A 26987-nucleotide genomic window follows, 5' to 3' on the forward strand; every position below is an offset into this window, starting at 1 on the left:
AAGCGACACCCACATGCGTTCAGACGTGTGTGTACAGCTGAAATTGTTCCGCTGTTTTCTGATCTGGAGAACTGACATGACTGACGTTATCGCTACCCCCAACGAAGTGGCTGGCAAAGTTGTAATTGTTACCGGTGCCGCGAGCGGTATTGGCCGCGCGATTGCCGAGCTGCTGCATGCCCGTGGCGCCAGGGTCATTGCTGAAGATATAAACCCGCAGGTGAAATCCCTTGAGCGTCCGGGGCTCATTCCTTTCGTGGCGGATATTACCGTCGATGGCTCTGCTGAAGCGGTGGTTGCCTTGGCCGTGCAGCACTTCGGCAAGCTCGATGTGCTAGTCAACAATGCCGGACGAATCATCTACAAACCGCTTGTTGAAATGACGCGGGAGGATTGGACCTGGCAGATGGAAACGAACGTGACGGGAGCATTTCTCCACTCGCGTGAAGCGGCGAAGGAAATGATGAAGCGAAAATCCGGCGCCATCGTCAACATCGCTTCGTATGCCTCTTACTTTGCTTTTCCCGGCATCTCGGCCTACACCGCGTCCAAAGGGGCGCTGGCTCAGCTGACCCGGACCCAGGCGCTTGAAGCGATCGAACACGGGATTCGTGTCAACGCGATTGGTGTCGGTGACGTGGTCACCAATCTGCTCAATCACTTCATGGAGGATGGTCCGGGCTTCCTGAAAGACCACGGAAAGTCTGCGCCGATCGGTCGCGCGGCAGCGCCGGAGGAAATCGCCGAAATCGTTGCATTTCTCGCTTCTGATCGCGCCAGTTTCATGGTCGGTTCTGTCGTCATGGCAGACGGCGGCATGAGTGTCGCGGTGGGTTGATGAGCAACTGAACCAAGGCGTCAGCGGCAAGGTTCTGGCCGTGCCGTTGACGGTGCTGATGTCACTTGCGCGAGTGACCGGGGTGGCAAGCCCGCCGCAAGCACTATTCTATTTTATCGAACCTAATGATCTAAATTAGTCGGCTACACAGGTTAGTCACCGAGGCGCACTATTTCTTCACTGCAGCGATTCATGGGAGTCGCGCACACTTCGAAGGAAATTGCTCATGACGACTTCAACCAACATCGCTCAAACCAACACCGCTCACACCAACACTGTTGAACAAACCGACGTCACCCAAGCTTCGGCCTCGTTGATCGGCCGCATCCTGCTCAGCGCCATTTTCATCCTTTCCGGTTTCTCCAAACTGGCCGCGCCGGCGATGATTATCGGCTACATCGGTTCGGTCGGCCTGCCGCTGCCACAACTGGCCCTGGCCGTGGCAATCATCGTTGAAATCGGTGGTGGTCTGGCGCTGATTGCCGGTTATCGCACCCGCACCGTCGCTGCCGTGCTGGCAGTGTTCAGCGTGTTCACCGCGCTGGCGTTCCACAACGCGCTGGGCGACCAGAACCAGTTCATTCACTTCTTCAAGAACATCGCCATGGCCGGTGGTCTGCTGCAAGTCGTCGCCTTCGGTGCCGGTCGCTTCAGCCTCGACGCTCGCCGTCGCTGATTCCCCCGCGCAGTGAAGGGCAACCTTTGCTGCGCAGTGTTTTTCTCCCTTCAATTCAAAAGTCGAGACCTCTATGAAAGCCATACGCGTGTACGAATACGGCAACGCTGACGTTTTGCGCCTGGAAGACGTTGCAGACCCGGTAGCGGGTGCAGGTGAAGTGCTGATCGACGTGGCCAGTGCCGGCGTCAACCCGATTGACTGGAAGATCCTGTCCGGGGCCATGAAAGCGTTTATCCCTTTGCCGTTGCCATTTACCCCGGGCGTTGAAGTGGCCGGCACCGTGATTGCACTGGGGCAGGGCGTCACTGAATTCAAGATCGGCGACGAGGTGTTCGGCTTCATCAATATTGTTGGTGGCTACGCGACTAAAGCCGTTGCAGCCGTTTCGAAGCTGGCGATCAAACCGAAAGCGCTGAGTGTCTTGCAGACGGGTGCTGTCCCCGCCGCGGCGCTGACCGCCTGGCAGGCACTGACCGAACACGCCGGCGTGCAGCGCCGCCAGAAGGTCTTGATCCACGCTGCGGCCGGTGGCGTCGGCAGCATGGCCGTGCAGATTGCCAAATACCTGGGCGCTGAAGTTTATGCCACGGCTTCTGCGCACAATCATGCTTACCTGAAAGGCCTCGGCGCCGATTACCTCATCGACTACACGACCCAGGCGTTCGAGGAACAGGTGTCCGAGGTTGATGTGGTGCTGGATCTGGTCGGCGGCGACACGCAAACCCGTTCGTTCAAAGTCCTGAAAAGAAACGGCGTGCTGGTCTCGCCGGTAAGCCAGCCGAACATGTCGTTGGCCAACGACTATGGCGTGACTCCCGCCAACTTTGCCACCCGTTCGGATGGCCGTCAGCTCTCGCTGATTGCCGAGCTGTTCGACAAGGGCCATCTCACGGTCGACGTCGAAGCCTATGCCTTGAGTGACGCGAAAGCAGCGATCGAGAAGAGCCAGGGTCGTCATTTGCGCGGCCGGCTGGTTTTGGATGCCACCCAGTAATTCCATAGGCTGCGTGGGTGTCTACCTTTGGGGAAACGCTTGCACCATTCGCAGCGTGATTGCCCTCCGCGCAGGATCAGGCAAATTGTCGGAAGGATCCGACTAACTGCCTCCCACCCTTTATTCCTAATCTGGGCCTGTAGCGAGACCGCTCTCGCATCAGCAACAACGCCTGGTTCATCCGGCATGAGCTGTTACCGGGAGGCCGGTATTGGCTGGAAGGCGATCACATCGAGTATGTCGATGACACCGGGTTCTCTGCTGACGAGTGATTTTCGCGACGGCGTTTTGTATCACGCCGGCATGATTCTTTACGGCGAGAACTGACGCTCAACACTGCACAAAATGGGTGCCAATACGCTTGGCACCCATTTTTTCGTTCAGTCTTCGCGATGCTTCAGCTTATCGAGAAACCAGCGGCCGGCCGGACCGGGTGGCGAGTCTTTGCGGTGGACGGCGTACATGGCGATCGGCGGTGTGTCCGGCTGGAAGTTCTCGATCTGGATCTGGACCAGCGTGCCGGCGTCCAGATCATTGCGGACCATCGCCAGTGGCATGTGCCCCCAGCCGAACCCCGCGCGCAGAAACGCGTGCTTGGCGCCCAGATCAGCCAGTTTCCAGGTCAATGGCGACAGCACACCGTAGGTCATCCCGCCGCTTAACGTCGTTCGATCGGTCAGCACCAGCTGGACATGTTGTTCGAGTTCGCGGGTGCGGATAACGCCTCGATCCTGTGCCAGCGGATGGCTCGGGCCCGTCACCGTCACCATGGGCACGTCCAGCAGTTTTTCACCCTCTACGGCATCGGGAACGGTGGGCATGGAACCGACGATGCCGATGCGACAAGTCCCCTCAAGAACCGGTTGAACAACCGCACCGAGCGCTTCGACATACAGCCGCAAGGGTGTGTGCGGGAAGGCGGTACGAAACAATCCGACGGCCAGGGTGAGCGACTCGATGGGGTACATGACATCCACCACCACCGACAGTTCGGGCTCCAGCCCCTCCGCGATGGTGCGAGCCTTTGCCTTGAAGCCATCCATGCCATTCACCACCGCTCGTGCTTGCACCAGCAGTGCCGCGCCTTCCTCCGTGAGTACCGGGTAGCGATTGCTGCGGTCGAACAACTGCACATCAATCTGCGCTTCAAGATTGGCCAGGGTCTGGCTGACGGCAGACTGTGCCCGACGCAATTTTCGACCGGCCGCCGAGAAGCTGCCCTCATCGGCTGCAGCGAGAAAAGTGCGCAATTGATCCATGGATATTCCGTCGAGCATCTATCGTCTCCGAAGATGGTTTCCATAGGAAAATATAGGCTTCTGCGATGGAGGTCCAGCGCCTAATCTGGGGTCTTCATCCAGTAGGAAGCACTTCCATGGAAACCACCAATAACGCAGAACGTCGACTTGTTCGCCAACTTTTATCGGTGCCGGCACGCCGTGTCGTGGCGCGTACACGTGGCAATCGTCACGGCCCCGTTACCCGCATCGTCAGCCCTGCGGATATCGGCGAACTGATCAAGCCTTTCGTCTTTCTTGATTACTTTGATTTCGAACCGAGCGGTGATGCGCTGTTCCCCATGCACCCGCATTCGGGTATCGCCACGATCACTGTCCTGCTGTCCGGCTCGCTGGGCTACGAGGACACCACCGGCGCGAAGGGTACGCTGCATGCCGGGAGTGTCGAGTGGATGCGCGCAGGACACGGCATCTGGCATGACGCCAGTCCGGCAAGCCTTGAGCGCTTTTGCGGCTATCAGATATGGGTAGCCTTGCCGCAGGCGCTGGAAAATGCTCCGCCACAGAGTCAATACCTGCCCGCCGAGTCGGTTCCGCACACGGGGCCTGCCCGCGTCGTGCTCGGCAGCTACGGCGACGTGCACAGTCAAGTGGCGGCGCCCGCAGGCATGAACCTGCTGCACCTCCAGCTGAAGGCCGGAGACCGCTGGCGCTACGAGCCGCCCGCCGGGCACAACATCGCCTGGGCGCACGTCAATCAGGGCGTCTTGCGCGTGTCCGGCGAGCGACTGGAAAACGAGCTGGCGGTGTTCGCGGAGTCTGAACAGGCGATCGAACTGCTGGCCGAAAGCGACGCCGACTTCATCATCGCCTCCGCGGTGAAACACCCGCACGACCTGTTCCTTGGCTACTACTCAGTGCACTCGTCCATGGACGCGTTGTTTCAGGGAGAGACAGAAATCAGGCGGATTGGCCAGCAACTGCGCGCTCAAGGGCGCATTCGCTAGCGCGCGGTATGAACCCACGTCCATCTGTATTGAAGATGGGCTTCATCGCAAAAAACAGGCTTCCGCGATACATCGGCGAGCCCTACGCTCAGTCACACAGCTTGTTTGCGCTGAGCGCTTCGGCCCGACAGGCATGTCACAACGACGAACTTGAACACTCACAAGAGGATCAGATCATGACTCAGCAAGACATCAGCGAAATGGCCAAGGCGGTAATTCGGCGCAATACCGCGCAGGTTCAGGGTGGCGGTGACTGGGAGCTGTTCGATGAGCTTTTCTCGGACGACTTCGTCGATCACACCCCTCAACCCAACTGCACGCCGGACAAGGCGGGCGCCCTGGGCCTGTACCGCAAGCTGCGCGAAGCCTTCCCTGATTTCCGCGCCGAGATTCACTGGCAGCGGGCTGATGGTGATGTGATTACGACCTACAAGACTTACTTCGGCACCCACCGCGGCGATTTTCTTGGCGTCGCTGCCACCGGCCGGGCCGTGCAGTTCGAGACGGTCGATGCGATGCGTGTCCAGGACGGCAAGATTACCGAGCACTGGGGCGTGGCCAATCTGTTTTCAGTGCTGCAGCAACTCGGTGCCTGGCCCGGCGCTTAGGACCTCGTGACTCCCGAGTTGCCGCGCGAACTATTGGCTCCCTGCCTTGTGCGCGCGAAACACGATCGAGCCATTCGGCCGCCCCACGTGCTGATCACGTATTTGGCCGCTACAATGCGCACCTCGACCGTGATAAACCAGATAAAAAAACTATGTCCCTGCCCAAGCATCACCTGGAACTGCTCAGCCCCGCTCGTGACGTGAGCATCGCCCGCGAGGCCATTTTGCATGGCGCCGATGCCGTGTACATCGGGGGGCCGAGCTTCGGCGCTCGCCACAACGCCTGCAACGACGTCAGCGATATCGCCCAACTTGTGGAGTTCGCCCGTCGCTACCACGCCCGGGTGTTCACCACGATCAACACGATCCTGCATGACAACGAACTGGAGCCAGCGCGCCAGCTGATCCACCAGCTGTACGATGCCGGCGTCGATGCGTTGATCGTTCAGGATCTGGGGGTGATGGAGCTGGATATCCCGCCGATCGAGTTGCACGCCAGCACCCAGACCGACATTCGGACACTGGCGCGGGCGAAGTTCCTGGACCAGGCTGGCTTCTCGCAACTGGTTTTGGCCCGCGAGCTGAACCTGCAAGAGATTCGCGCCATCGCCGACGAAACTGATGCGGCCATCGAATTCTTCATCCACGGCGCGTTGTGCGTGGCGTTCTCCGGCCAGTGCAACATCTCCCACGCCCAGAACGGTCGCAGCGCCAACCGCGGCGACTGCTCCCAGGCCTGTCGTTTGCCGTACACCCTCAAGGACGACCAGGGCCGGGTCGTCGCCTACGAAAAACACCTGCTGTCGATGAAAGACAACAACCAGAGCGCCAACATCCGTGCGCTGGTCGAAGCCGGGGTTCGCTCGTTCAAGATCGAAGGGCGCTACAAGGACATGGGCTATGTGAAGAACATCACGGCCTACTACCGCCAGCGTCTGGACGACGTGCTGGAAGATCGCCCGGACCTGGCCCGGGCCTCCAGCGGCCGCACCGCACATTTCTTCGTGCCCGACCCAGACAAGACTTTCCACCGCGGCAGCACCGACTACTTTGTCAGCGAGCGCAAGATCGACATCGGCGCCTTCGACTCACCGACCTTCACCGGCTTGCCGGTGGGCGTGGTGGAGAAGGTGGGCAAGCGCGATTTGCAGGTGGTGACGTTTGAACCGCTGTCCAATGGCGATGGCCTCAACGTGCAGATCAAGCGCGACGTCGTGGGCTTCCGCGCCAACATCGCCGAGCCCAAGGGCGAGTTCCTCGAAGACGGCAAGAAGCGCTATCGCTATCGGGTCGAGCCCAACGAAATGCCGGACGGGATGTTCAAACTGCGGCCCAACCATCCCCTGAGTCGCAACCTCGACCATAACTGGCAGCAAGCCTTGCAAAAGACCTCCGCCGAGCGTCGCATTGGCTTGAGTTGGGGTGCGCGTCTTGACGAGCAGCGCCTGCAACTGACCGCCACCAGCGAGGAGGGCGTCAGCGCCAGTCTGTCCCTGGACGGCCCGTTTGGCCTGGCCAACAAGCCGGAGCAGGCGTTGGAGCAACTGCGTGATCTGCTCGGTCAACTGGGCACCACGGATTACCACGCCACCGCCATCAGGCTGGACGCACCCCAGGCATTCTTCGTTCCCAACTCGCAGCTCAAAAGCTTGCGCCGCGAAGTCATCGACGCGCTGACCGCGGCGCGTCTGCTGGCCCACCCCAAAGGATTTCGCAAGGCCGAAACCAGCCCGCCGCCGGTGTACCCGGAGTCGCACCTGTCATTCCTGGCCAACGTCTACAACCAGAAGGCACGGGACTTCTATCATCGCCACGGGGTGAAGCTGATCGACGCAGCGTTCGAGGCTCACGAGGAAACCGGGGAAGTGCCGGTGATGATCACCAAACACTGCCTGCGTTTTTCCTTCAACCTCTGCCCCAAGCAAGCCAAAGGCGTCACCGGTGTGCGCACCAAGGTCGCGCCGATGCAGCTGGTACACGGTGACGAGGTGCTGACGCTGAAGTTCGACTGCAAACCCTGCGAAATGCACGTGATCGGCAAGATCAAGGGGCACATCCTTGACCTGCCGCTACCAGGCAGTGTCGCGGAGCCGGTCGTGGGTTACATCAGTCCTGAAGACCTGCTCAAGACGATCCCTCGCGCACCGCATTGAGTGACGGTGAGGACGTAACAGCCGGCAGGTGTCCGGAACACCGGACATCTGCCGCGCCTGTCAAAATCGTCGTTTGTACCGTGGCAGGGTAGAGGGTCTCAAGACGAGGTCTCGCTGGCCGGCCGGTCCAGTAAAAACGACTGCCCATACCGCCAAAGCAGCCAACTGGTCAGCGTGATTCGCCAGCGAATCCGCGCTTGATCCAGTGCTCGCTGGTGAGTCTTCGCTGCGCGCACAGCAGGTTGAATAGCCCCACGCACCATCGGTGCGCAAATCCTTTCGGCTCATCTGAATTCATGTCATTACGAAAATGATTGTACGGTCGTACAATTTATTCTTGCGGCGCTAAATTGACGGTGCTATAAAAGACGAAACCTGAAAGGTCGCCAGATTTATTGCGTTTTAATGGTCGGTCGATCATTGGGTGCCAAGCCTGCCTGTCTATTTTTTTAACATGCAGTTGTACGATCGTACGGTATTGAGGGCCTAGCATGAAAGATAAAGCTCCCGAAGAAATGTCGTTTGGTTTGTCTCGTCGCGATGTTGTTAAAGGTTCGGCGGGTTTGCTGTTTGCCGGGGTGGCTCTAAGCGGGCTGCCTCTGTCGGTGTTCGCTCAACCAAAAAAAGGCGGGCGACTGGTCTTTGGACTGGCCGGGGCTTCGACCACCGACAGCCTTGACCCGGGCCTGGCAGAAGACGATTTCATGATGCTTCTGTCACAGTCGTTGCGAAGCAATCTGGTTGAAGTGGATGCGTCCGGCAACCCTGTCCCGGAGCTTGCGGAGTCCTGGGAGGCCTCGCCCGATGCCAAGGTCTGGACCTTCAAGTTGCGCAGCGGTGTGCAATTTCACAACGGCAAGGCATTTACCGCTGACGATGTGGTGGCCACACTCGATTACCACCGCAAGGATGGCTCCAAATCCCTCTCCAAATCGATCGTTTCGCAAATCGATGAAGTCATCGCCGTGGACGCTACCACCGTCAAAGTCGTACTCAAGGGCGGCAACGCCGATTTTCCGACCCTGATGAGCGATTACCACCTGAGCATTCTGCCTCGCGGTACGGACGGACAAGTCGACTGGCGATCCGGTAACGGCACCGGCGGCTACGTACTCAAGGAATACAACCCGGGCGTACGTGCCTTGGTCGTGCGAAACCCGGCTTATTGGAAGCCGGATCGGGCCCATGTCGAAGAGGCAGAACTCATCGCTATTGCTGATCCGGTCGCCCGTCAGAATGCATTGCTCACCGGCAAGGTCAACGTCATCAACCGGGTGGAGATCAAAACCCTGTCGCTGCTTCAGCGCAGCAACAAGGTGCGTATTGAAGAAGTGGCCGGATTGAACCACGCGACCATGCCCATGATCGCTACCGTCAGCCCCTTCCAGGACAACAACGTCCGGCTTGCACTCAAGCATGCGGTGGATCGCGATCAGTGGGTCAAGACATTGCTTCGCGGGCATGGATCTGTCGGCAACGACCATCCCATCGGCAAGCAACAGAAGTACTTCAACAGCGAATTGCCACAGCGCCAGTACGATCCCGACAAGGCCCGTTTCTATTTGAAGCAAGCGGGGCTCGATAGCGTGGATATCAATATCAGCGCAGCGGATGCGGCGTTCGCCGGCGCCGTCGATGCGGCCGTCCTGTTCGAGGAAAGCGCGCGGAAATCGGGGATCAACCTCAAGGTCGTCCGCGAATCCAATGATGGTTACTGGATCAATGTCTGGTCTAAAAAGCCCATGTGCATGTGCTACTGGACCGGCCGTCCGACGCCCGACTGGGTGTTTAGCCAGATCTATGCGACGGGTGCCTCCTGGGGCGACACACAGTGGAACAACGAACGCTTCGACAAGCTGATGCTAATGGCCCGTTCGGAGCTCGATGAGGCACGACGCACGCAGATTTACTGGGAGATGCAGCAGCAGCTCCGTGATGAAGGGTCGACGATTGTTCCCATGTTCATGAACTACATCATGGGCCTGAGCACCAACGTCGTGACCTCAAGCCCGGTGGCCGGAAACATGGCCCTCGACGGTATGCGTGCAATTGAACGCTGGTCACTTTCCTGAGCATTGAAAAAGCAGGGTTCACCATGAACAACCTTGAATGGCGGGACGTCAGCAGCGAAGAAACTCGAAGCCTGCGTGATGTGTTTGGAAGTTTTATGACGGGCGTGACGGTTGTCACCGCGTGGGACAGTGAGGGGATACCACGCGGTTTTACCGCCAATTCATTTACTTCCGTCTCCCTGGACCCTGCGCTGGTTTTGGTCTGCATTGCCAAGAACTCGAACAGCTTGCCTGTCTACAGCGCGGCGGAAAACTTCGCCATCAATGTCCTCGGCGAATGGCAGCGAGACCTGTCGAATACCTTCGCTGGCCGAGGGGCGGACAAGTTCGAAGGCGTGCAACTGCTCAAGGAAACCGCTGCACCGTGCCTGGCCAACAGCCTCAGCGTGATGTGCTGTAAACGCCAGCAGTGCGTTGATGCGGGCGATCATCTGATCATCATTGGTGAAGTCACTAAATACGCGAGCACGGCAGGCAGTCCACTGGGGTATTTCCGCGGTAGCTACATCGATTTTTCCATCGGTAATCAGGCCATACAGACTGATCTCAAGTCAGCGGTAAAAGTGGGGTGTCTCATTTCCCACGACGATGGACTGATTCTGGTCAAAGCACCCAATGATTTGCGTTGGTCAGTGCCTGGATTGTTTTGGCGTAACGGTGTCGGGCAGCGCGACATAATCGCGCAGGTATTCAAAAAGGCGGGCCTACAAGGCGACGTTTCCTTTGTGTACTCCATCTTCGAAGAGGGCGATGACGGCTACACCAAGCTGTTCTATCGCGGCGATTCGATCAGCGACAACGTGCCGTCAGGTCAGGACACGGGTTGGGAAGTAAAGGTTTTCCATGAGGAGGACGCGCCGTGGAATCTGGTCGATGGGGAATACACGATAAGTATGGTTCATCGCTTCTTCAAAGAGCGCGAGGCAGATGCCTTCGGAATTTATTGTGATACCGCCGACGGCGGGCGAATCGCCGGCATAGCAGGCAAGCCGGTCAATTGGATGGAGTGGGGCAACTAACCCGCATTATCTAATCCCCATAAAGTGGAACTTTAATATGGAATTCAATCATTTCCTGAGCTCTTACCTGCCCGATCATCTGGGTTCCGGCAAGAAGTTATATCAATGTATGGTCGAGCAGGCGGTCCAGGCTGAGCGATCTGGATATGCCGGGGTTTCGATACCGGAACATCATCTGATCAATATTTTGCTGGTGCCATCGCCTTTGCAAATGGCGGTAAAAATTGCTTCGGTCACTCAACATGTTGAGTTGGTAACGTCGATTGTGGTTTTGCCGATCCGCGATATGCGCGTATTTGCAGGCGAAGTCGTTCAAGCCGATGCGATGACCGATCACAGACTGGTATTGGGCGTAGGGCGCGGAGCATTTAAATATGAAATAGAGCGCCTGGGTGTGCCGATGGATTCCACACGCGAGCGATTTGATGAATCCCTCGCGGTACTCAAGGCGCTGCTGACTGAAAAAGAAGTGTCCTGGGATGGCAAGTACTACAAGTTTGATCCGCTGACCATCATGCCCCGCCCTGAGCGCGACATCCCGCTGATGGTGGCAACGATGGTGCCCGAAGGCATTTTTGCCTGTGCCAGGCAAGGCTACTCGGTGCAAACCACGCCGTTGAGCGGTGACCACCAAATGCTGCTGGATCAGGTCAGTGCTTTCCGCCGCGGAAAAGCGGAAGCGGCAACCGATGCCCCGAAAAGCCGGTTGTCCTTGCAGCGGGCGATCTATCTGGCGCGGGATGAGGCAGATGCCAAGGAAAAAATTGCCCTGGCGTTTGATTACTACAAACGCTTCGACAACGTTTTTTCCGGGCCCGGGGTTGTTAGCGCGGGGGGTATCAGCGCATTACCGCGACAGCAGTCAATCGAAGAACTTGGGAAAAACCTGCTGATTTGCACCAAGGAACAAATGCTTGATCAGTTGGGCAAATATGCCGAGGCAGGCATTGATGAAGTCATCATGACCTCCAACTTCGGGCAGTCCCAGGACGATTCACTCGATATGGTTCGCCGATTTGGTGAAGAGATCATTCCCTGCTTTTCCAGTGCAAATAAAGCCATTAACAAGAGGGTTGGATAATGCCAGTCATTACAGTTGATTTGTTTCCCGGAAGAACGCCAGACAAAAAACGCGAGCTGATCAAAGCGCTGACTGACACTTATGTGAATGTGTGCGGCGGTACTGCGCAGGCGGTCATCATTTTGCTCAAGGAAGTTGACCCGATCGATTGGGGCTCCGCTGGTAGACCCTATGCCGATGTGATTGCTGAGAACGCGAAAAAGCCGGCGTAGAGGAGATAGATATGACCAAAGCCATTGAGTGCGCTGTAGCGGTAGAAGGGCAAGGTCCCGCGCTGGTGATGATTCACGGTATCGGCGCGCGCAAGACAGGTTGGGACAAGATCACTGCCGCTTTGAAGGATCGATACACCTGCATTCGCTATGACCTGCGCGGTCACGGCGATTCACCGTTGCCGGCCGGGCCCTTTGGGCTGGACGAACTGGTCGCCGACCTGGAGGCGCTTCGTGAGCGGCTGGGCGTCGAGAAGATGCACGTCATCGGGCATTCGCTCGGCGGCATGATCGGGCCGGCCTACGCCCGCAAGTACCCTGATCGGGTGCTCAGTGTCGGGTTGTTATCGACTGCCGCGTTCAGGTCCGCACAGGATTCGGAGAACGTGCTCAAAGTGGTCCACGCCATGGAGCAGAAGGGCATCCCTCAGGTGCTGGAGACGCTGACGCAGCGCTGGTTTACCGAGTCGTTCTGCGAACGGCATCCGGAAGTAATCGAGTGGCGCAAGCAGCAGGTGATCGACACCGACGGCGAGGTGTTCCTCAATGTGTTCCGTATTTATGCGCAGACTGAAATGTCGCCCTGGCTGCATGAAATCAATCACCCGTGCCTGGTGTTGACGGGCGAGTTCGATGGCGGCTGCAATCCGCAATTGAACCGGAAAATCGCCGATGCGTTGCCTGACTCCGAGTTGGTCATCATGCCGGGGCTGAAGCACGCGATTTTGATCGAGGCCAGTGATCGTGTGACACCGCATTTGAAAACGTTCCTCGAAAAAACCGGTTCCTGACGCTGCTGAATACCGCTCGGCTGGCGCGCGATCAGCCGCTCAGCCGACCGGTCTACAACAAGAACGTTATCTATTCAGATAAGCAGGTAGACGTTATGGGTATGTTGTATCAGGTGATCTTGCGACGCGTGTTCATCGGCGTCGTGACCTTGTTTTGCGTGTCCGCGATTATCTTTGCCGCTGTACAGATGCTGCCGGGCGACATGGCTCAGCAAATTCTCGGACAGTCGGCGACACCCGAAACGTTATCTGCGCTTCGACATGAACTGGGCCTGGATCAGCCGGCGCTGACGCGCTATCTGCACTGGCTGTATGGCAGCCTTCAGGGTGACTTCGGCACCTCGTTATCCAACGGCCGGCCGGTGGCCGAGATGATCGGCCAGCGGATGGTCAACACGCTGTTTCTGGCGTCCTACACCGCGATTATTGCCGTACCGTTGGCGGTCACGCTGGGACTGTTCGCGGCGTTGTACAAGGACTCTCTCTACGATCGTTGCGTCAACGTTATCTCGCTGGCGGCGGTCTCGCTGCCGGAGTTTTTTATCGGTTACATATTGATCCTGTTGTTCTCCGTGACGTATTCGATATTCCCTTCCATTGCCGACGTGCCGGCTTCAGCCGGGTTCGCAGAGCGACTGCATTCGGCGTTTCTTCCAGTACTGACCCTGACCCTGGTGATTACCGCCCACATGATGCGTATGACGCGGATCGCCGTGCTCGACCTGCTGAGGCTGCCCTACATCGAAATGGCCAGGTTGAAAGGGCTGTCCCGATTCAACGTTGTCATCCGTCACGCACTGCCAAATGCCTGGGCACCTATCGTCAACGTCATTGCAGTCAATCTGGCTTACCTGATCACGGGCGTGGTGGTGGTCGAGGTTGTCTTCGTTTATCCGGGACTCGGACAACTGATGGTGGACTCCGTCGTCAAGCGCGACTTCATGGTGGTGCAGGCCTGCTGCTGCATTTTCGCGGTGGTGTACATCAGCATCAATCTGCTGGCCGACATCATCTCGATCGCCACCAATCCACGTTTACTGCATCGCAAGTAAAGGGAGGAGACGCATGAACATTCCGACGGTTTTCAAACACATGTCCTGGTCGGCGCGCCTGGGGGTGTTGGTAATTGCGCTGTACATTTTCATGGCGGTATTCGGGCCGTATATCACGCCGTACAGCGAGACGCAGATCGTGGGCGGTGAATACGATCCATGGAGCGCCCAAGCCTGGTTGGGTACCGACAACCTGGGGCGTGACATGTTTTCACGGCTGATCTTCGGCGCGCGCAACACCATCGGCATCGCATTGTTGTCGACGCTCCTGGCATTCGTCATCGGTGGCGTCATGGGGCTCGTTGCGGCCACGGTGGGCGGCTGGTTTGAAGCCGTGCTTTCACGCGTCGTCGACATGCTCATGTCCGTGCCGCAATTGATCGGCGCGCTGTTGCTCCTGACGATCTTCGGCACCAGTTTGCTCAATCTCGTGTTCGTCATCGCGCTGGTCGACGCCACGCGCATTTATCGCTTGGCGAAATCGGTGGCGATGAACGTGGTCGTGACCGATTACATGGAGATGGCGAGGCTGCGCGGCGAAGGCCTGTACTGGCTGGTGATGGTCGAGTTGCTACCCAACGTCAAGGCGCCGCTCATTGCGGAGTTCGGGCTGCGGTTCTGTTTTGTGTTCCTGACGATCTCGTCGTTGTCGTTCCTGGGTTTGGGACTTCAACCGCCAATGGCCGACTGGGGGAGCATGGTGCGTGAAAATGCATCGCTGATCTCGTTCGGTGATCTCACACCCTTGATTCCTGCCGCTGCGATTGGCGTATTGGCGATTGCCGTCAACTTTGTCGTTGACTGGTTTCTGGCCCAGCGTCGCTGATTCAAATAAACGTCAAAAACCTATGAATGCCTGGGGATACGAGCATGCCTGAGCCACTTCTAAAGATTACAGGTCTTCGCATCGAAGCCGCTTCGGCAGACGGCTGGACCGAGATTGTTCACGGCATTGACCTGCAATTGCAGCCGGGCCAGATCCTCGGTCTGGTGGGCGAGTCCGGCGCAGGCAAATCGTCGATCGGGCTTGCCGCTATGGGCTACACCCGTGAAGGCTGCAGGATTTCCGGAGGCGAAGTGCTGTTCGATGGCATCAACATGCGCACTCTGTCTTCAACGCAACACCAAGGCCTGCTGGGGGCCAGAATCGCCTATGTCGCACAGTCGGCCGCGGCGAGTTTCAATCCCGCGCACAAGTTGATCGATCAACACTGCGAGAGTGCCGTCGAGCACGGCGTCGCCAATCGTAGTAACGCGCAGCGCGAGGCGGTCGAACTCTACCGGAAAATTTCGCTGCCCGAGCCGGAAACCATCGGCTTGCGTTACCCGCATCAGGTATCCGGCGGGCAGTTACAACGAATCATGACAGCAATGGCCATGTCTTGCCGCCCCGACCTGATCATCTTTGACGAGCCCACGACCGCCCTCGATGTCACCACGCAGATCGATGTCTTGTTGACCATTCGCGAGTTGGTGCGCGAGTTCAAGGTGGCGGCGATCTACATTTCCCACGACCTGGCGGTGGTGGCCCAGATGGCGGACCAGGTGGTTGTGTTGAAGGACGGCAGAGTCGTGGAAGCCGGGGACAAGCGCCGGCTGATCGAGAATCCCATCGAGAGCTATACCCAGTCGCTGTGGGCTGTACGGAACCTGGCGTGTTCGCCACAGCCACCTGTCAGCCATACGGCGAAACCGGTGCTGTCGGTGAAGCACATCGAGGCCGGTTATGGGAACAAGAATGTCATCGAAGGCATTTCATTTGATGTGTATCGCGGACGCACATTGGCGGTGGTGGGGGAGTCCGGCTCCGGCAAGTCGACCCTGGGCCGTTGTATCACTGGACTGTTGCCGCCCAAGAAGGGCGTCATAACGTACAACGACGAAGCGCTGGCAAGTTCATTCAAGAGGCGTAGCCGGGATCAATTGAAGTCGATCCAGATGATCTACCAGATGGCCGATACCGCGCTGAATCCTCGTCATCGCGTCGGCGACATTGTTGGCCGGCCACTGCAGTTCTATAGCGACTTGAACGGCGCACAATTGCGCATCAGGACCCGGGAAATTCTTGATGCGGTGGGACTTGAACCGGACACATTTTTCTCCAGATTCCCTGAAGAGTTATCCGGCGGCCAGAAACAACGTGTTGGCATCGCCAGGGCGTTGGCCGCCGATCCCGCGGTGATCATTTGCGATGAAATCACCAGTGCCCTGGATCAACTGGTGGCCGAAGGCATTCTTAGATTGATCGATGATCTGAAAAATGCCCTTGGCCTGTCGTATCTGTTCATCACCCATGACCTCACGGTTGTGCAGTCGATTGCTGATGACGTCCTGGTTTTGAAATCAGGCCATGTGGTCGAGTACGGAGAGCGGAACACCGTGTTTGCCCCGCCATGCAATCAATACGTCACGCAACTCGTAAACAGCATGCCGCAGATGAACCCTGACTGGCTGGATGATCTGGTTCGCTGCGGCTCCGCACAATCGTAAGCATCAAGGAGTGGAAGATGGCACTGCAAAAGAATTTTTCGGAGTGGACTGCAGCGGCCGCCTCGGTAGCGATAAATGGGCAATGTTTTATCGACGGTCAGTATCGTCAGGCGGTGGAGCAGCAGGCCTTTGACAAGGTCAGCCCCGTTGACGGTCGCGTGATTGCCTCCGTTGCCCGGTGCACGACGCGCGATGTTGATTTTGCAGTTGCTTGCGCGCGACGAGTATTCGAGGTGGGTAGCTGGTCGCGGATGGCGCCTGCTTTACGTAAGCGGGTGTTGATCGGCTTCGCTGACCTGATCGAGACGCACACCGCGGAGCTCGCCCTCCTTGAAACCCTGGACATGGGCAAGCCGATTTCCAACGCGATCAACGTCGACATCCCTGGTGCCGCCAACGCCATACGCTGGAGCGCGGAGGCGATCGACAAGGTGTACGGAGAGATTGCATCCACCCCGCAAGACCAACTGGGCCTGATCACCCGCGAGGCCGTGGGTGTGGTGGCGGTGGTCGTTCCCTGGAATTTCCCCCTGCTGATGGCGAGCTGGAAGCTCGGGCCCGCACTGGCAACCGGCAACTCGGTCATCCTCAAGCCTTCGGAGCGCTCACCGTTAACGGCGATCCGGGTCGCCCAACTGGCCTCGGAGGCCGGAATACCGGACGGAGTTTTCAACGTGCTGCCGGGGTATGGCCATGAAGCCGGAAGTGCGTTGTCGCTGCACATGGATGTCGATGCCATCGCCTTTACCGGCTCCACCAAAATTGCCAAGGAACTGATGGTTGCCTCAGGGAGATCGAACCTGAAGCGCGTGTGGACAGAGGCGGGCGGCAAGAGTCCCAACATTGTCTTCGCCGATGCACCTGATCTGCAGGCTGCCGCTGCAAGTGCCGCCTCCGCGATTGCCTACAACCAGGGACAAGTGTGCGTAGCCGGCTCACGTTTGCTGATCGAACGCAGTGCCAAGGCACAGTTCATGGAGTATTTGCAGATCGCCCTGGCGCCATGGACTCCGTCCCATCCACTTGATCCGGCGACCCAGCTGGGCGCCCTGGTCGATCAGCAACACCTCGCGCAGGTCAGACGTTTTATTGATACCGGCGTTAGCGAAGGGGCGAGGCTGGTGCAAGGTGGCGAGACAGGTCTTGCCGGTGTCGAAGGCTGCTATCTGAAACCGGCCTTGTTCGACGGCGTCGACAACGCCATGACCATTGCCCAGGCGGAAATATTCGGCCCGGTATTATCAGTCATTTCCTTCGATACCGCGGAGGAGGCCGTTACGATTGCCAATGACACCCCCTATGGCCTCGCCGCCGCAGTATGGACACGGGATCTTTCCAGGGCCCATCGGGTTGCAAAATCGATACGTGCGGGCTCGGTATGGGTCAATCAATATTCGGGTGGAGACATGACTGCGCCGTTTGGCGGGTTCAAACAGTCAGGCAACGGCCGCGATCGATCGTTACATGCATTCGATAAATACACCGAATTGAAATCGACCTGGATAAAGCTCTAAAGCACCACAGGCATGCGTTTGACCTGTTACGGGGGGAGGGGGACAATGCCGCCCCTCTTTATTTAGATCGCATTCGAGACTGAGCAATGGCGCGGCAGACACCCAAAAAGGTTTACGAAAGTCCTGAGCAGCGCCGGGAAGAGATTATCAAGTCTGCCTTCCTGTGCTTGAGCGAAGAGGGCTACGCAAAACTGTCCGCCAGGAAAATTGCCGCCCGTGCAGAGATGTCTCTGGGGCATATCTCCTATCATTTCAAGGATATGAATGAGCTATTGGTGGAGACCTACAAATATGCGTCCCGCAAACTGTATGAAGCGACCAAGGCGGGTCTTGTAGCCAAAGAAGGCTCTTCCATGAGCCAGTTGGAGATATTTTTACGCAGTGGGTTTACGGGTCAGTTTCTGGATCGAAGCTATCTGTCAGTGCGAATCGATTTTTGGTCAGCCTCGTTGTTCCACGAAAATATCGCCGAAACCGAACGCAAGCTTTACGCCGTCTACCGCGAGCGCTTGCTGGAAATTCTGAACAGGATTGCTCAGGAACATCGATGCGCACCCGAGTCCGTAGAACGCTCAGCCGATGCGCTGATGGCAATGCTGGACGGCTTATGGCTGGACTGGCAACGCAGCAAAAACATGAAGTCCATCGAGAACGGCATCGCGGCGTGTCTGGATCTTGTATCACTTTATCTGGCGAAGCCTTGACTGGACGTTGCGCGTTCCAGTACCCCGCTAGACCGGCAATTGACTTTCCTGTCATCGCCGCCGCGGCGCGATCTCCCTATCGGGCAGCCTGAGCTTCGAGGGCCTCTACCGGCTATTCGCCGATTTGAAAACCCCACTGAGGATAAAAGCGTAGCGTTCCGGGCGGATGAAAAACGTGGTGCGATCGCAGCAGCGATCATTGGCAAAGTACGAAGTGCGCTCCATGACCAACAGCGCTGCACCCCGTTTGACGCCCAGGACGCTGGCCAGGCTTTTGTCGGCTTCTTGCGCACGGATCGCCAGGTCGGCGCGGGTGACGGGCATGCCGGTGATCGACTCCAGGATGGAGTAAATCGGCTGATGCTCGACTTCCGTCCACACCACGCTGGTCAGCTCGGCGGGCAGATAACTGCGTCCCAGGGCGATGGGTTCTTCATCGACGAAATGCAGGCGCTCCAGCAGCAAGCAATCGTCTGCAGCTTCAAACAAACCGCGTAAATCCTCTGGCACCGGCCGTTGTTCATGGCTGATGACCTGCATGCTCGGCTTGAGTCCTTGCAGCAATAACGCCTCATGAAAACTGCGCAAGGCATCCAGGCCGTGGCGGACCTGTTTGGCGGCCACGAAGGTGCCTTTGCCTTGTTTGCGCTCCACCACGCCGTCGTCGCTGAGCTTGCCCACCGCCAGGCGGATCGTCACGCGGCTCACCGCGAAGCGTTGACCCAACTCCGCCTCTGACGGCAGCTTGCCGGTGGGCTCGTAGGCGCCGCGCTGAATCTCCTCCAGCAACTGATGGGCGATCTGTTCGTAAAGCGAGGTCGTGCTGTCGCGAAGAATGGAGGCGGACACTGTGGTTTTCCATTAGCCTTGGAGTGGAGCGGTGACTTCACTTCTAAGGTTATAAAAATAGGTTATTGGGACAACTTGTATTAATACGTATTATGTCAGGCATTCCATTGTAAGACGACCTGACGACACTTGCCATGCCTCGAACCCACTCTCATTCACAGCAGCAAGCCGACGCGCTGACGGTCGATGACATCAGCTTCAGCTACCCCAACGGGCATCGGGTGTTTTCCTCTTTCTGCCTGAGCGCCCGGCCCGGCGAGTTCGTCGCGATCCTGGGGCCGTCCGGTTGTGGGAAAACCACCTTGTTGAATCTGTTGTCAGGTTTCGTGCAACCACAGGGCGGTCACATCACTATCAACCAGACCGCGGTGCACCCGGAGCGTTCGGAGTTGGGGTATGTGTTCCAGGCACCGCAGTTGTTTCCCTGGCTGAGTGCTTTGGAAAACGTGCGTTTCGGCCTGCGCATGACGGCCGAGGCCAGCGAGCCGGTGCAGCGCGCTCAAGCCTTGCAGTATCTGCGCCTGGTCGGCCTGGAAAATGCCGCGCACCGATTGCCGCATCAACTCTCGGGCGGCATGCAACAACGCGTCTCCCTGGCCAGAACCCTGGCGCTGGAACCCAGCGTGTTGCTGATGGACGAACCGTTCGCCGCGCTGGATGCCATCAGTCGCAACAGCATGAACGAAGAGACGCTGCGCCTCTGGGCCGAGCTGGGTCAGACGGTGCTGTTCATCACCCATGACATCGACGAGGCGGTGTTCCTGGCCGATCGGGTCATCGTGCTCAACATTGCGCCTGGCGGTATCCACAGCGAGCTGCAGATCGATTTGCCGCGGCCTCGCTCCAACCTCAAGACCCGTCGTTTGCCCGCATTCCTCGATTACCGCAATGAACTGATGGAGCGCATCTCCCACGTCATGGAAGTGTCTGCATCGACCCCTCATCCCCACCTTCAACCCGAGTTGTCAGCATGATCAAACGTTCGCTGCTTGCCCTTTCATTGTCTGTGGCCGCACTGGCAAACAGCGCATTCACCGTGGCTGGCGAAGACAAGCCTTTGCGTGTGGGCTATGTCTTCGCGATGGCCAATGCGCCGGCATTGATCGCCGACAAACAAGGCTACTATCGCGAGGAAGGCTTGACGGTCGATCTCAAGGCATTGGGCGATGGCCCCGTGGTCCAACAGGCGCTGGCGGCCGGCGAGCTGGATGTCGCGTACGTCGGAACGCCGCCGGTGTATCAATGGTTTTCCCGAGGGCTGGAGAGCCGGATTCTGGCCAAGGTCAATTACGGCCAGGCCGCGGTGATTGTCGATGCCAAGAGTCCCATCACCTCGCTGGGTCAACTCAGGGGCAAAAAACTGGCCGGGGTCAAGAAGGGCAGTGGCATGGATGTGCTGCTGCGAGGTTATGTCCTGAAGGAAAAGGCCGGACTTAACCCCGACAAGGACCTGGACATCATCGACATGCCACCCGGCAACATGAACGCCGCGCTGGAGCGTGGCATCGTCGATGCTGCGTTCTCCTGGGAACCCTTTGTCAGCCAGTCACTGCTGCGGGGTTCGAGCCGGATACTGCTCGACGTCAACCAGTCGTTGCCCGAGTACCCGTGGTACGTGGTGATCGGTTTGCCCAAGACCTTGCAGGAGCGACCGGACGACGTGGTCAAATTGCTGCGTGCGCACCGCAAGGCCATCGCGTTCCTCAACGAGCATCCCGCCGAGTCGAATCGAATCATCGCCGAGGCGTTCAAGCTTGAAGCGGTGCAGGGTATCGACGGCAAGACCATCACCCCGGAGGCCATCGTCGCTCAGGCGCGTACCCGACTGGGCTGGTCGGCGGACTTGCAGACGTCGGACATCCAGTTCATCCAACGCTTGATGAACTACTCCCACGACCTGGGTTTTATCGACACGACGCTCAAGACCGAGCAGATCGTAGATACCGCCTACCTGGAAAAAGCCTCGCGCTGAGTCTGTCATGTCCTTGCCAAAACCGAACTGGGGATGGGCGTCGCTGCCCTGCCTGCTGCTGATCTGGGTGGCCCTGGCCAGCCGTTTTCCCACCTACATCCTGCCGCAGCCGTGGGATGTCGCCCGCGAGACGCTGCGCTGGTTGGGCGACGGTTCGCTCTGGCAACACCTGCAAGCCAGTGTCCTGGAGGAGGTCGGTGGCTTCTGCGCAGCGGTGATCGTCGCGATCCTGCTCGGCACGGCCGGCGGCCTGTCTTCACGCTTTCGCGACTTCATCTCGCCACTCAACAGCCTGTTCATGGCGATCCCACCGATCGCCTGGGCGCCGCTGATCATGATTATTTTCGGCCTGGGTTATGTCTCCATCGTGCTGGTGATTTTCATTGCCGCGGTGTTCCCGATGGCCGTGACGATCCAGGAGGGCGTGCAGAGCATTCGCGGGGGCGAAGTCCGCGCCGCACGCACCTTGGGCGCCAATGCCTGGCAACTGCTGGCCCACGTCTACCTGCCGGCGTCATTGCCCTTCGTGACCGCGGCCTTGCGTATCGGCTTCAGCCAGGGCTGGCGGGCGCTGGTCGCTGCGGAAATGATCGGCGCGTCCAGGGGGATCGGCTGGATGGTGTCCACGGGTGGACAGATCGGCAACAGCAGCCAAGTGTTGCTGGGCATCGTGCTGATCGGCCTGATCGCCTGGCTGATGGAGAGTTTCGTGTTCCGGCGCATCGAGCGCCACTACCAGAAATGGCGCGTGCAATAAGCAGCGTCGTTTGTGTTCAAGCCCTTTCAAACCTTCAGTGGACCACTGCACGAGGTGTCATGTGAGTAACGTTTTCGATCCCCGCGAAGCCGGGCATTACATTGCCCCGCAAGGCCTCTACGCACGCAACAAGAAGCGCCCGTTCCTGGGCAGCGTCCAGTGTGACCGTGACACGCTGGTGGCCGGCCAGTGGGATGAAATCACCCTGGTCTACGAGGTCGGCGGCAGTGGCCTGGCGGATGGCGCCTGGCTGAAACTGGCGTTCAAGTTTTATTCCGACTGGGCCTTGTTCCAGACCTCGAATCCCGCGGGCCCCAACTACGTCAGCGCCGAATATCAGGCGGGCGAGCTGGTCCCGGGACAGAGCCAGGCCACCGTGCAGCATTTGAAAGTGCGTTTCGATCAGAAGGGCCACGAACGGCCTTTCCAGAAAGCGATCATCATCGACATCATCGACGGCTACCTGAATCCGGGAGACAAGATCATCCTTCGCCTGGGTGATCGTCGCCAGGGCGGCGCGGGTACGCGGGTACAGAGCTTCGTCGAGAAAGACTTCCGCTTCCGCCTGTTCATCGACCCGCTGGGCAGTTCGAAATTTGCCGAGGTGCCAGGCGATCCATTGCTGGACATCGTGCCCGGACCGGCGCACAGCGTGCAGGTGATCGTGCCGCGCCTGGTCGGTGTCGGTGAGGCGTTCGACGTGCTGCTGCGGGTGGATGATGCCTGGGGCAACACCTGCCGCCAGTTGCCGTTGAACGGACTCCTGACCCTTGTCGGCCCTGAAGGGGACGAGCGCCAGCAACCGTTTACCCTGGCGGCGGAGGGCTGGGCGACGGCTCGACTGGAAGGCTTTGAGCTGGGCGCGGTGGGCGAATGGCAATTATCCGCCGACGTGCAACTGCCCTCGGTGCGCCGGGCCCATGCGTTCGTCACGGTCGACCCGGCGGGGGCGGCGATGCGCCCGTTGTATGCCGACTTGCATGTGCACTCCGATGACACCGTGGGCACCAATGACACGCTGTACAACCTCAGCTACGGCCGCGACGTCGCGGGGCTGGATGTGCTCGGCTACACCGCCAACGATTTCAACATTACCGAGCAACGCTGGGATCAGGCGGTGAAGCTGATCCATGAACTCAATGAGCCGGGTCGTTTCGTGTGTTATCCCGGCACCGAATGGTGCGGCAACTCCTGCGCCGGCGGCGACCGCAATGTGGTGTTCCTGCACGATCGCAAGCCCGAGTTTCCATTCGATAATCAGGGGCGCCTGGTGCGTTCATTCGAGTGGAACGAGTTCACCGCCGGCACCATCAAACCGGGCGCCTGGCCGGTGGACGAGTTGTACGCCGCCTATGCCAAGGACCCCGAGGGCCATCTGATGATGCCGCACGTGGGAGGGCGCCGTTGTAACCTCGACTGGCATCATCCCGAGCTGGAACGGTTGATCGAAGTGGGCTCGGCCTGGGGCCAGTTCCATTGGGTCTATGCCGAAGCATTGCAGCGTGGTTATCGGGTCGGCGCGGCGGCCAACAGCGATGAACATCAGGGCCGTTGTGGCGGCGGGGTGCCGGCCACGGCGGTGTTTGGATCGCGCGGCGGGCTCACCGGCGTCATCGCCGAGCGGTTTGACCGGGCCAGCGTCGGCAAGGCCCTGCGCGCCCGCCGCACGTTTGCCACCACCGGCGAGCGCTCCTTTGCCAGCCTGAGCCAGGGCCAGCACTTCATGGGCGAGGTTTTCACGGCGCAGGCGGATGCCACGCTGGACTATCGCTTGCTGGGAGAGGCGGGTTGGGAACAGGTCGATCTGTTCGATGGCGACCAGCTGATCTGGTCGCGCAACCTGCACCAGGAACTCGGCTTTTCCTCCCAGCGCATTCGTTTGCGCCTGGGTGGCGCGCGGATCAAGGATCGCTATCGCGGCGCTTACTGGACCGGTGAAATTCGCATCAAGGGCGCCGTCATCAACGGCTTTCGCGCCTTGGGCCTGGATCATCCCGAGCAAACCGTATGGCGTCAGGACGCAACGACCGTGGCGTTTCGCACCGACACCAACGGCGATACCGACAGCATCGAAATCGACCTGTCACAACTGGCCGGCGCGACCTTGCAGATCCACACGCGTATCGACAACTACATCAAGGTGGGCGACCCCAGCGAACCGCAACCCTGGGTGCACGCGCCGACGGTGCTGATGGAAGTGTCCGGTGAAGACTTGCTCGCACACGCTCAGGTGATTGAAGAGCTGCCAGGCGCGGAACTGAAAGTCTCGCTGGAGAGAACCACCGCTGCGCCACTGCCTCGCGAGTTGCAAGGAAAAATTGAGCTGACGCAGTTGAATCTGCAGGCGGGCCGCGAACACCCGTTGTTCATCTGTGCGCGTCAGCGCGATCAGTCCAGGGTCTGGACGTCGGCGTTGTTTCTGACGGTTCTTTAATCGCACGCGCTGCAAGAAAATCAGGCCTGGGTTTCGAGGAACCTAGCGCCTGCGTTCGTAGGTCGCCCTGTAGCTACTCGGCGCTACGCCAAAGAAGTCACGAAAGCGTCGATGGAAATTGGCAAAGCTGCAAAAGCCGGTTGCTATCGCGATATCGGTGATCGGCCGATTGCTCTGCAGAACCAGTTGACGGGCTCGCGTCAGCCGCAGCTCAAGGTAGTAACGCGTGGGCGTGGCGCCGACGAAGCGGCAGAAACGACGCTCCAGTTGGCGTCGGGAAATGTTCACGCACCGGGCCAGCTCGTCGATCGACAGCGGCTCTTCGATGTTCTTTTGCATCAGCTCTAATGCGAGCTTCAGGGTTTGCGGCAGGGTAGGGTCAGCGTCAACCGCGACAGTCGAGATCCCCGAGACTTCAGCCGTCTGATCGCAACTGAGTATTTCCTCGACAGCCTGGGTCAGCGACCTGCCTCGCCTGGCGGTGATGAGCTCCAGCATCATTCGTAACGAGCTGCTGGCGCCAGCACAGGTGATGCGGTTTCGATCCACTACGTGGGTCCGGCGAGAGATCTGCACCTTGGGGAACACCTCTTCCATCATCGCTCGCCCATCTGGATGGAAGGCACACTCGATACCGTCCATCAATTGAGCTTCCGCCAGGAAAAAGGCGCCGTTCCACAAGCCGCCCAGGGTCGCGCCAAGGGAGGCAATGTGACGTAGCGTGCGCCGTAACAGCGAGTCGCTGATCAGTTGGACCCGCAGACCACCGACGACGATCAGGACGTCGACTCGATCAGGCAATTGGGATAGTTGCAGGTCGGTTGAAATCGCAATGCCCAGATCGCTCATCACCAGGCGACTGTCGATCCCGACGGTCAACACCTCGAATGCCGCTGTTTCGCTCATCAGGTTGGCGGTCACCAGCGCATCGATAGCGCCGGTGAATGACATCATCGAGAAATGGTTCAGCAGCACGAACGCTACACGGGTCACCGTCTGCAGCTTGATGGGCTGCTCTGCCGTACAGGCATATCCCCGGTTCTTGTCTTTAAGCACGCTCTCGAAGACGAATGGCATAAATCCTCTTTGCCGCCGGAACCGAGGTAGCCAGGTAACCCTTGCGTAATCAGGCTGCGTTGGCAGGAGCGGAGAGCAGCAAATTGAAAAATGACTGGCAGTCCTCGCTGTCAGGCAGTACGGCAACGCTGTACTGGATGGCATGACTGAGCGCGGTGCCCAGGCTGCCATCCGCCAGTGAATGGTATTTGGCGCTGAATTCGTCATTCGACATCGGGTTGCCGGGGTCGCCCTTGGCGGTCGCCGTCGGGCTGGTCAGGCGTGTGCCGTCCTTCAGGGTCACCGTGACCCGGGAGAGGATTTCCTCCGGGAAGCGGGCGGACAGATCAGGCGCCTCATGAAGGGTGATCTTGCCGCTGATGTTCAGGATGTCGGGCGCATGAATCGAGTCCCCGGTGACCTCGTCCGGCCCCAGCTTTCCACGAACGATCAAGGCGGCGAGGGGGAACGCCAGCGCATACTGCGCCTCGTCGGCGTTCTTCGGAAAATGCCCCTGCAAGCACACTGACTCATGGAAGGTCTCGACATCGATGGTCTCGATCAACTCCGCCGTGATGACGGGATAAGTGCGCATCAATTCGGTCATGGCCGTCAGCGCCGGTTGCGCCCAACGACAGACCGGCCACGGTTTGAAGTATTGCTCATCGATCTCCCAGCGCGTGCCGATGTCCTGCCAGAACGAGGCAATCTCCAACGGTTCGACGGTGGCGGCGGGTGCGCCCGTGACGCCCAGCTGTGCCATCAATAAAGCGTTGAGGCCCGCATAGGCTCCGGCGCCGTGCGCGTCACGCAGCATCGTGGGAAAGCTCACCAGGCGCATCATCGGGCACCTCGGACCGAAATATTCGGCGATGCCCAATGCGTGACGGAACGTCGGTTCGTCAAGCTTCAACAGGCGGGCGCCGGCACAAACGACCCCGATCCCGGAGAAGGCACCTGAGGCGTGATATTCCGGGGCCGTGGCCATCAATGCCTGGCCTGCGCGCAAAGCAGTCTCGTAGCCGATGCACACGGCGCTGAGAAATTCCTCGCCGCTGATGTCCATGCCTTGACGACGATACGCGTCTATCAGCGCAACGATCGCCGGGACAACAGTTGCACCCGCGTGCCCTTTGGAGGTGAAGTGACCTTCATGGGCATCCAGGCTATCCACGCAGAAACCGCCTGCATACGCGGCGCCCAATGGGTGCACGGCGCGGCCGTCGAACCAGAGACGGCTGGACAGCTGGGTGGCCGCGTAGTGAGTGTCGGCGTACGTCTTGAGCAGCACGCTGGTTTGATTGTTGCGAGCGCCGGCGGCCACGCCAATGATGTCGAGCAGGCAGGTTTTAACCAACTCGCGTGTAGGCGAGGGCGCGTCGCTGTAGTTGAAATTCTGGACGAACGAATACAACTGCATTTCATGAATCCTGTAGAAAGCAAATTGATGAAAAGTTGCCTTGGGAC

The 26987-nt window shown here is 58.8% G+C and carries 24 protein-coding genes and 1 pseudogene; 21 read left to right on the forward strand and 4 right to left on the reverse strand.

The window, feature by feature from the left end; translation table 11 throughout:
* Nucleotides 1–76: 76 nt before the first annotated feature.
* The 4 genes and pseudogenes from NTD84_RS25910 to NTD84_RS25925 all read left to right on the forward strand — a co-directional run.
* Entirely contained in the window at nucleotides 77–838 is a 762-nt protein-coding gene (locus tag NTD84_RS25910; protein ID WP_262171553.1) for an SDR family NAD(P)-dependent oxidoreductase, read from the forward strand.
* Nucleotides 839–1064: 226 nt separating this feature from the next.
* A complete protein-coding gene (locus tag NTD84_RS25915) occupies nucleotides 1065–1514 on the forward strand; it encodes a DoxX family protein (RefSeq protein WP_262171555.1) in 450 nt (149 codons plus the stop codon).
* 73 nt (nucleotides 1515–1587) lie between these two features.
* A complete protein-coding gene (locus NTD84_RS25920) occupies nucleotides 1588–2511 on the forward strand; it encodes an NADP-dependent oxidoreductase (protein WP_262171557.1) in 924 nt (307 codons plus the stop codon).
* 179 nt (nucleotides 2512–2690) lie between these two features.
* Nucleotides 2691–2838: pseudogene (locus NTD84_RS25925) on the forward strand (Atu4866 domain-containing protein); the annotation flags it as partial.
* Nucleotides 2839–2891: 53 nt separating this feature from the next.
* Here the strand turns inward: NTD84_RS25925 and NTD84_RS25930 are convergent.
* Nucleotides 2892–3770: a LysR family transcriptional regulator gene (locus NTD84_RS25930; RefSeq protein WP_262171560.1), complete on the reverse strand. Its 879-nt coding sequence runs from the start codon at nucleotides 3768–3770 to the stop codon at nucleotides 2892–2894.
* A gap of 116 nt (nucleotides 3771–3886) precedes the next feature.
* On the opposite strand from NTD84_RS25930, the gene NTD84_RS25935 reads away from it, so the two are divergent.
* From NTD84_RS25935 to NTD84_RS25995, 13 genes are all read left to right on the forward strand, one after another.
* Nucleotides 3887–4756 carry a pirin family protein gene (locus NTD84_RS25935; RefSeq protein WP_262171563.1) on the forward strand — a complete coding sequence of 290 codons (870 nt, stop codon included), beginning with the start codon at nucleotides 3887–3889 and terminating at the stop codon, nucleotides 4754–4756.
* 176 nt (nucleotides 4757–4932) lie between these two features.
* The gene (locus NTD84_RS25940) at nucleotides 4933–5364 is read left to right on the forward strand and encodes an ester cyclase (protein ID WP_262171565.1); all 432 of its coding nucleotides are present in this window, start codon (nucleotides 4933–4935) and stop codon (nucleotides 5362–5364) included.
* Nucleotides 5365–5516: 152 nt separating this feature from the next.
* Entirely contained in the window at nucleotides 5517–7517 is a 2001-nt protein-coding gene (locus NTD84_RS25945; protein ID WP_262171568.1) for a peptidase U32 family protein, read from the forward strand.
* Nucleotides 7518–8008: 491 nt separating this feature from the next.
* Nucleotides 8009–9589 (forward strand): ABC transporter substrate-binding protein, encoded by a 1581-nt coding sequence (locus tag NTD84_RS25950; RefSeq protein WP_262171571.1) that lies wholly within the window; start codon nucleotides 8009–8011, stop codon nucleotides 9587–9589.
* Nucleotides 9590–9612: 23 nt separating this feature from the next.
* Nucleotides 9613–10608: a flavin reductase family protein gene (locus NTD84_RS25955; RefSeq protein WP_262171574.1), complete on the forward strand. Its 996-nt coding sequence runs from the start codon at nucleotides 9613–9615 to the stop codon at nucleotides 10606–10608.
* A gap of 37 nt (nucleotides 10609–10645) precedes the next feature.
* Complete coding sequence (locus NTD84_RS25960) at nucleotides 10646–11689, forward strand: LLM class flavin-dependent oxidoreductase (RefSeq protein WP_262171577.1); 1044 nt, start codon at nucleotides 10646–10648, stop codon at nucleotides 11687–11689.
* The gene (locus NTD84_RS25965) at nucleotides 11689–11901 is read left to right on the forward strand and encodes a tautomerase family protein (protein ID WP_262171580.1); all 213 of its coding nucleotides are present in this window, start codon (nucleotides 11689–11691) and stop codon (nucleotides 11899–11901) included. Before NTD84_RS25960 ends, NTD84_RS25965 begins: the two co-directional genes overlap by 1 nt.
* Nucleotides 11902–11912: 11 nt before the next feature.
* Nucleotides 11913–12692 carry an alpha/beta fold hydrolase gene (locus tag NTD84_RS25970; protein WP_262171583.1) on the forward strand — a complete coding sequence of 260 codons (780 nt, stop codon included), beginning with the start codon at nucleotides 11913–11915 and terminating at the stop codon, nucleotides 12690–12692.
* A 95-nt stretch (nucleotides 12693–12787) separates the two neighbouring features.
* Nucleotides 12788–13744 (forward strand): ABC transporter permease, encoded by a 957-nt coding sequence (locus NTD84_RS25975; RefSeq protein ID WP_262171586.1) that lies wholly within the window; start codon nucleotides 12788–12790, stop codon nucleotides 13742–13744.
* Between the two features lie 13 nt (nucleotides 13745–13757).
* Nucleotides 13758–14570 (forward strand): ABC transporter permease, encoded by an 813-nt coding sequence (locus NTD84_RS25980; protein WP_262171588.1) that lies wholly within the window; start codon nucleotides 13758–13760, stop codon nucleotides 14568–14570.
* Between the two features lie 44 nt (nucleotides 14571–14614).
* Complete coding sequence (locus NTD84_RS25985) at nucleotides 14615–16234, forward strand: ABC transporter ATP-binding protein (RefSeq protein WP_262171619.1); 1620 nt, start codon at nucleotides 14615–14617, stop codon at nucleotides 16232–16234.
* 17 nt (nucleotides 16235–16251) lie between these two features.
* Complete coding sequence (locus tag NTD84_RS25990) at nucleotides 16252–17748, forward strand: aldehyde dehydrogenase (protein WP_262171622.1); 1497 nt, start codon at nucleotides 16252–16254, stop codon at nucleotides 17746–17748.
* A gap of 86 nt (nucleotides 17749–17834) precedes the next feature.
* A complete protein-coding gene (locus NTD84_RS25995; protein WP_262171624.1) occupies nucleotides 17835–18452 on the forward strand; it encodes a TetR/AcrR family transcriptional regulator in 618 nt (205 codons plus the stop codon).
* Between the two features lie 105 nt (nucleotides 18453–18557).
* On the opposite strand, the gene NTD84_RS26000 is transcribed toward NTD84_RS25995, so the two are convergent.
* Nucleotides 18558–19301, reverse strand: coding sequence for a GntR family transcriptional regulator (locus NTD84_RS26000; protein ID WP_262171626.1), 744 nt, complete (start codon nucleotides 19299–19301; stop codon nucleotides 18558–18560).
* A gap of 134 nt (nucleotides 19302–19435) precedes the next feature.
* Between NTD84_RS26000 and NTD84_RS26005 the strand changes: the two genes are divergently transcribed.
* The 4 genes from NTD84_RS26005 (at nucleotide 19436) to NTD84_RS26020 (ending at nucleotide 24464) form a co-directional block, all read left to right on the forward strand.
* Nucleotides 19436–20275, forward strand: coding sequence for an ABC transporter ATP-binding protein (locus tag NTD84_RS26005; protein WP_262171629.1), 840 nt, complete (start codon nucleotides 19436–19438; stop codon nucleotides 20273–20275).
* Nucleotides 20272–21273 carry an ABC transporter substrate-binding protein gene (locus NTD84_RS26010; protein ID WP_262171631.1) on the forward strand — a complete coding sequence of 334 codons (1002 nt, stop codon included), beginning with the start codon at nucleotides 20272–20274 and terminating at the stop codon, nucleotides 21271–21273. The genes NTD84_RS26005 and NTD84_RS26010 overlap by 4 nt, the downstream gene beginning before the upstream one ends.
* A gap of 7 nt (nucleotides 21274–21280) precedes the next feature.
* Entirely contained in the window at nucleotides 21281–22030 is a 750-nt protein-coding gene (locus tag NTD84_RS26015) for an ABC transporter permease (protein ID WP_262171634.1), read from the forward strand.
* Nucleotides 22031–22091: 61 nt separating this feature from the next.
* Entirely contained in the window at nucleotides 22092–24464 is a 2373-nt protein-coding gene (locus NTD84_RS26020) for a hypothetical protein (RefSeq protein WP_262171636.1), read from the forward strand.
* A gap of 42 nt (nucleotides 24465–24506) precedes the next feature.
* Here the strand turns inward: NTD84_RS26020 and NTD84_RS26025 are convergent, their stop codons facing one another.
* A complete protein-coding gene (locus NTD84_RS26025) occupies nucleotides 24507–25541 on the reverse strand; it encodes a GlxA family transcriptional regulator (RefSeq protein WP_262171638.1) in 1035 nt (344 codons plus the stop codon).
* A gap of 49 nt (nucleotides 25542–25590) precedes the next feature.
* Nucleotides 25591–26940 (reverse strand): MmgE/PrpD family protein, encoded by a 1350-nt coding sequence (locus NTD84_RS26030; protein WP_262171640.1) that lies wholly within the window; start codon nucleotides 26938–26940, stop codon nucleotides 25591–25593.
* Nucleotides 26941–26987: the final 47 nt, after the last annotated feature.

It is taken from the genome of Pseudomonas sp. 14P_8.1_Bac3 (assembly GCF_025466085.1).
In the GTDB taxonomy this organism is placed as follows: Bacteria; Pseudomonadota; Gammaproteobacteria; order Pseudomonadales; family Pseudomonadaceae; genus Aquipseudomonas.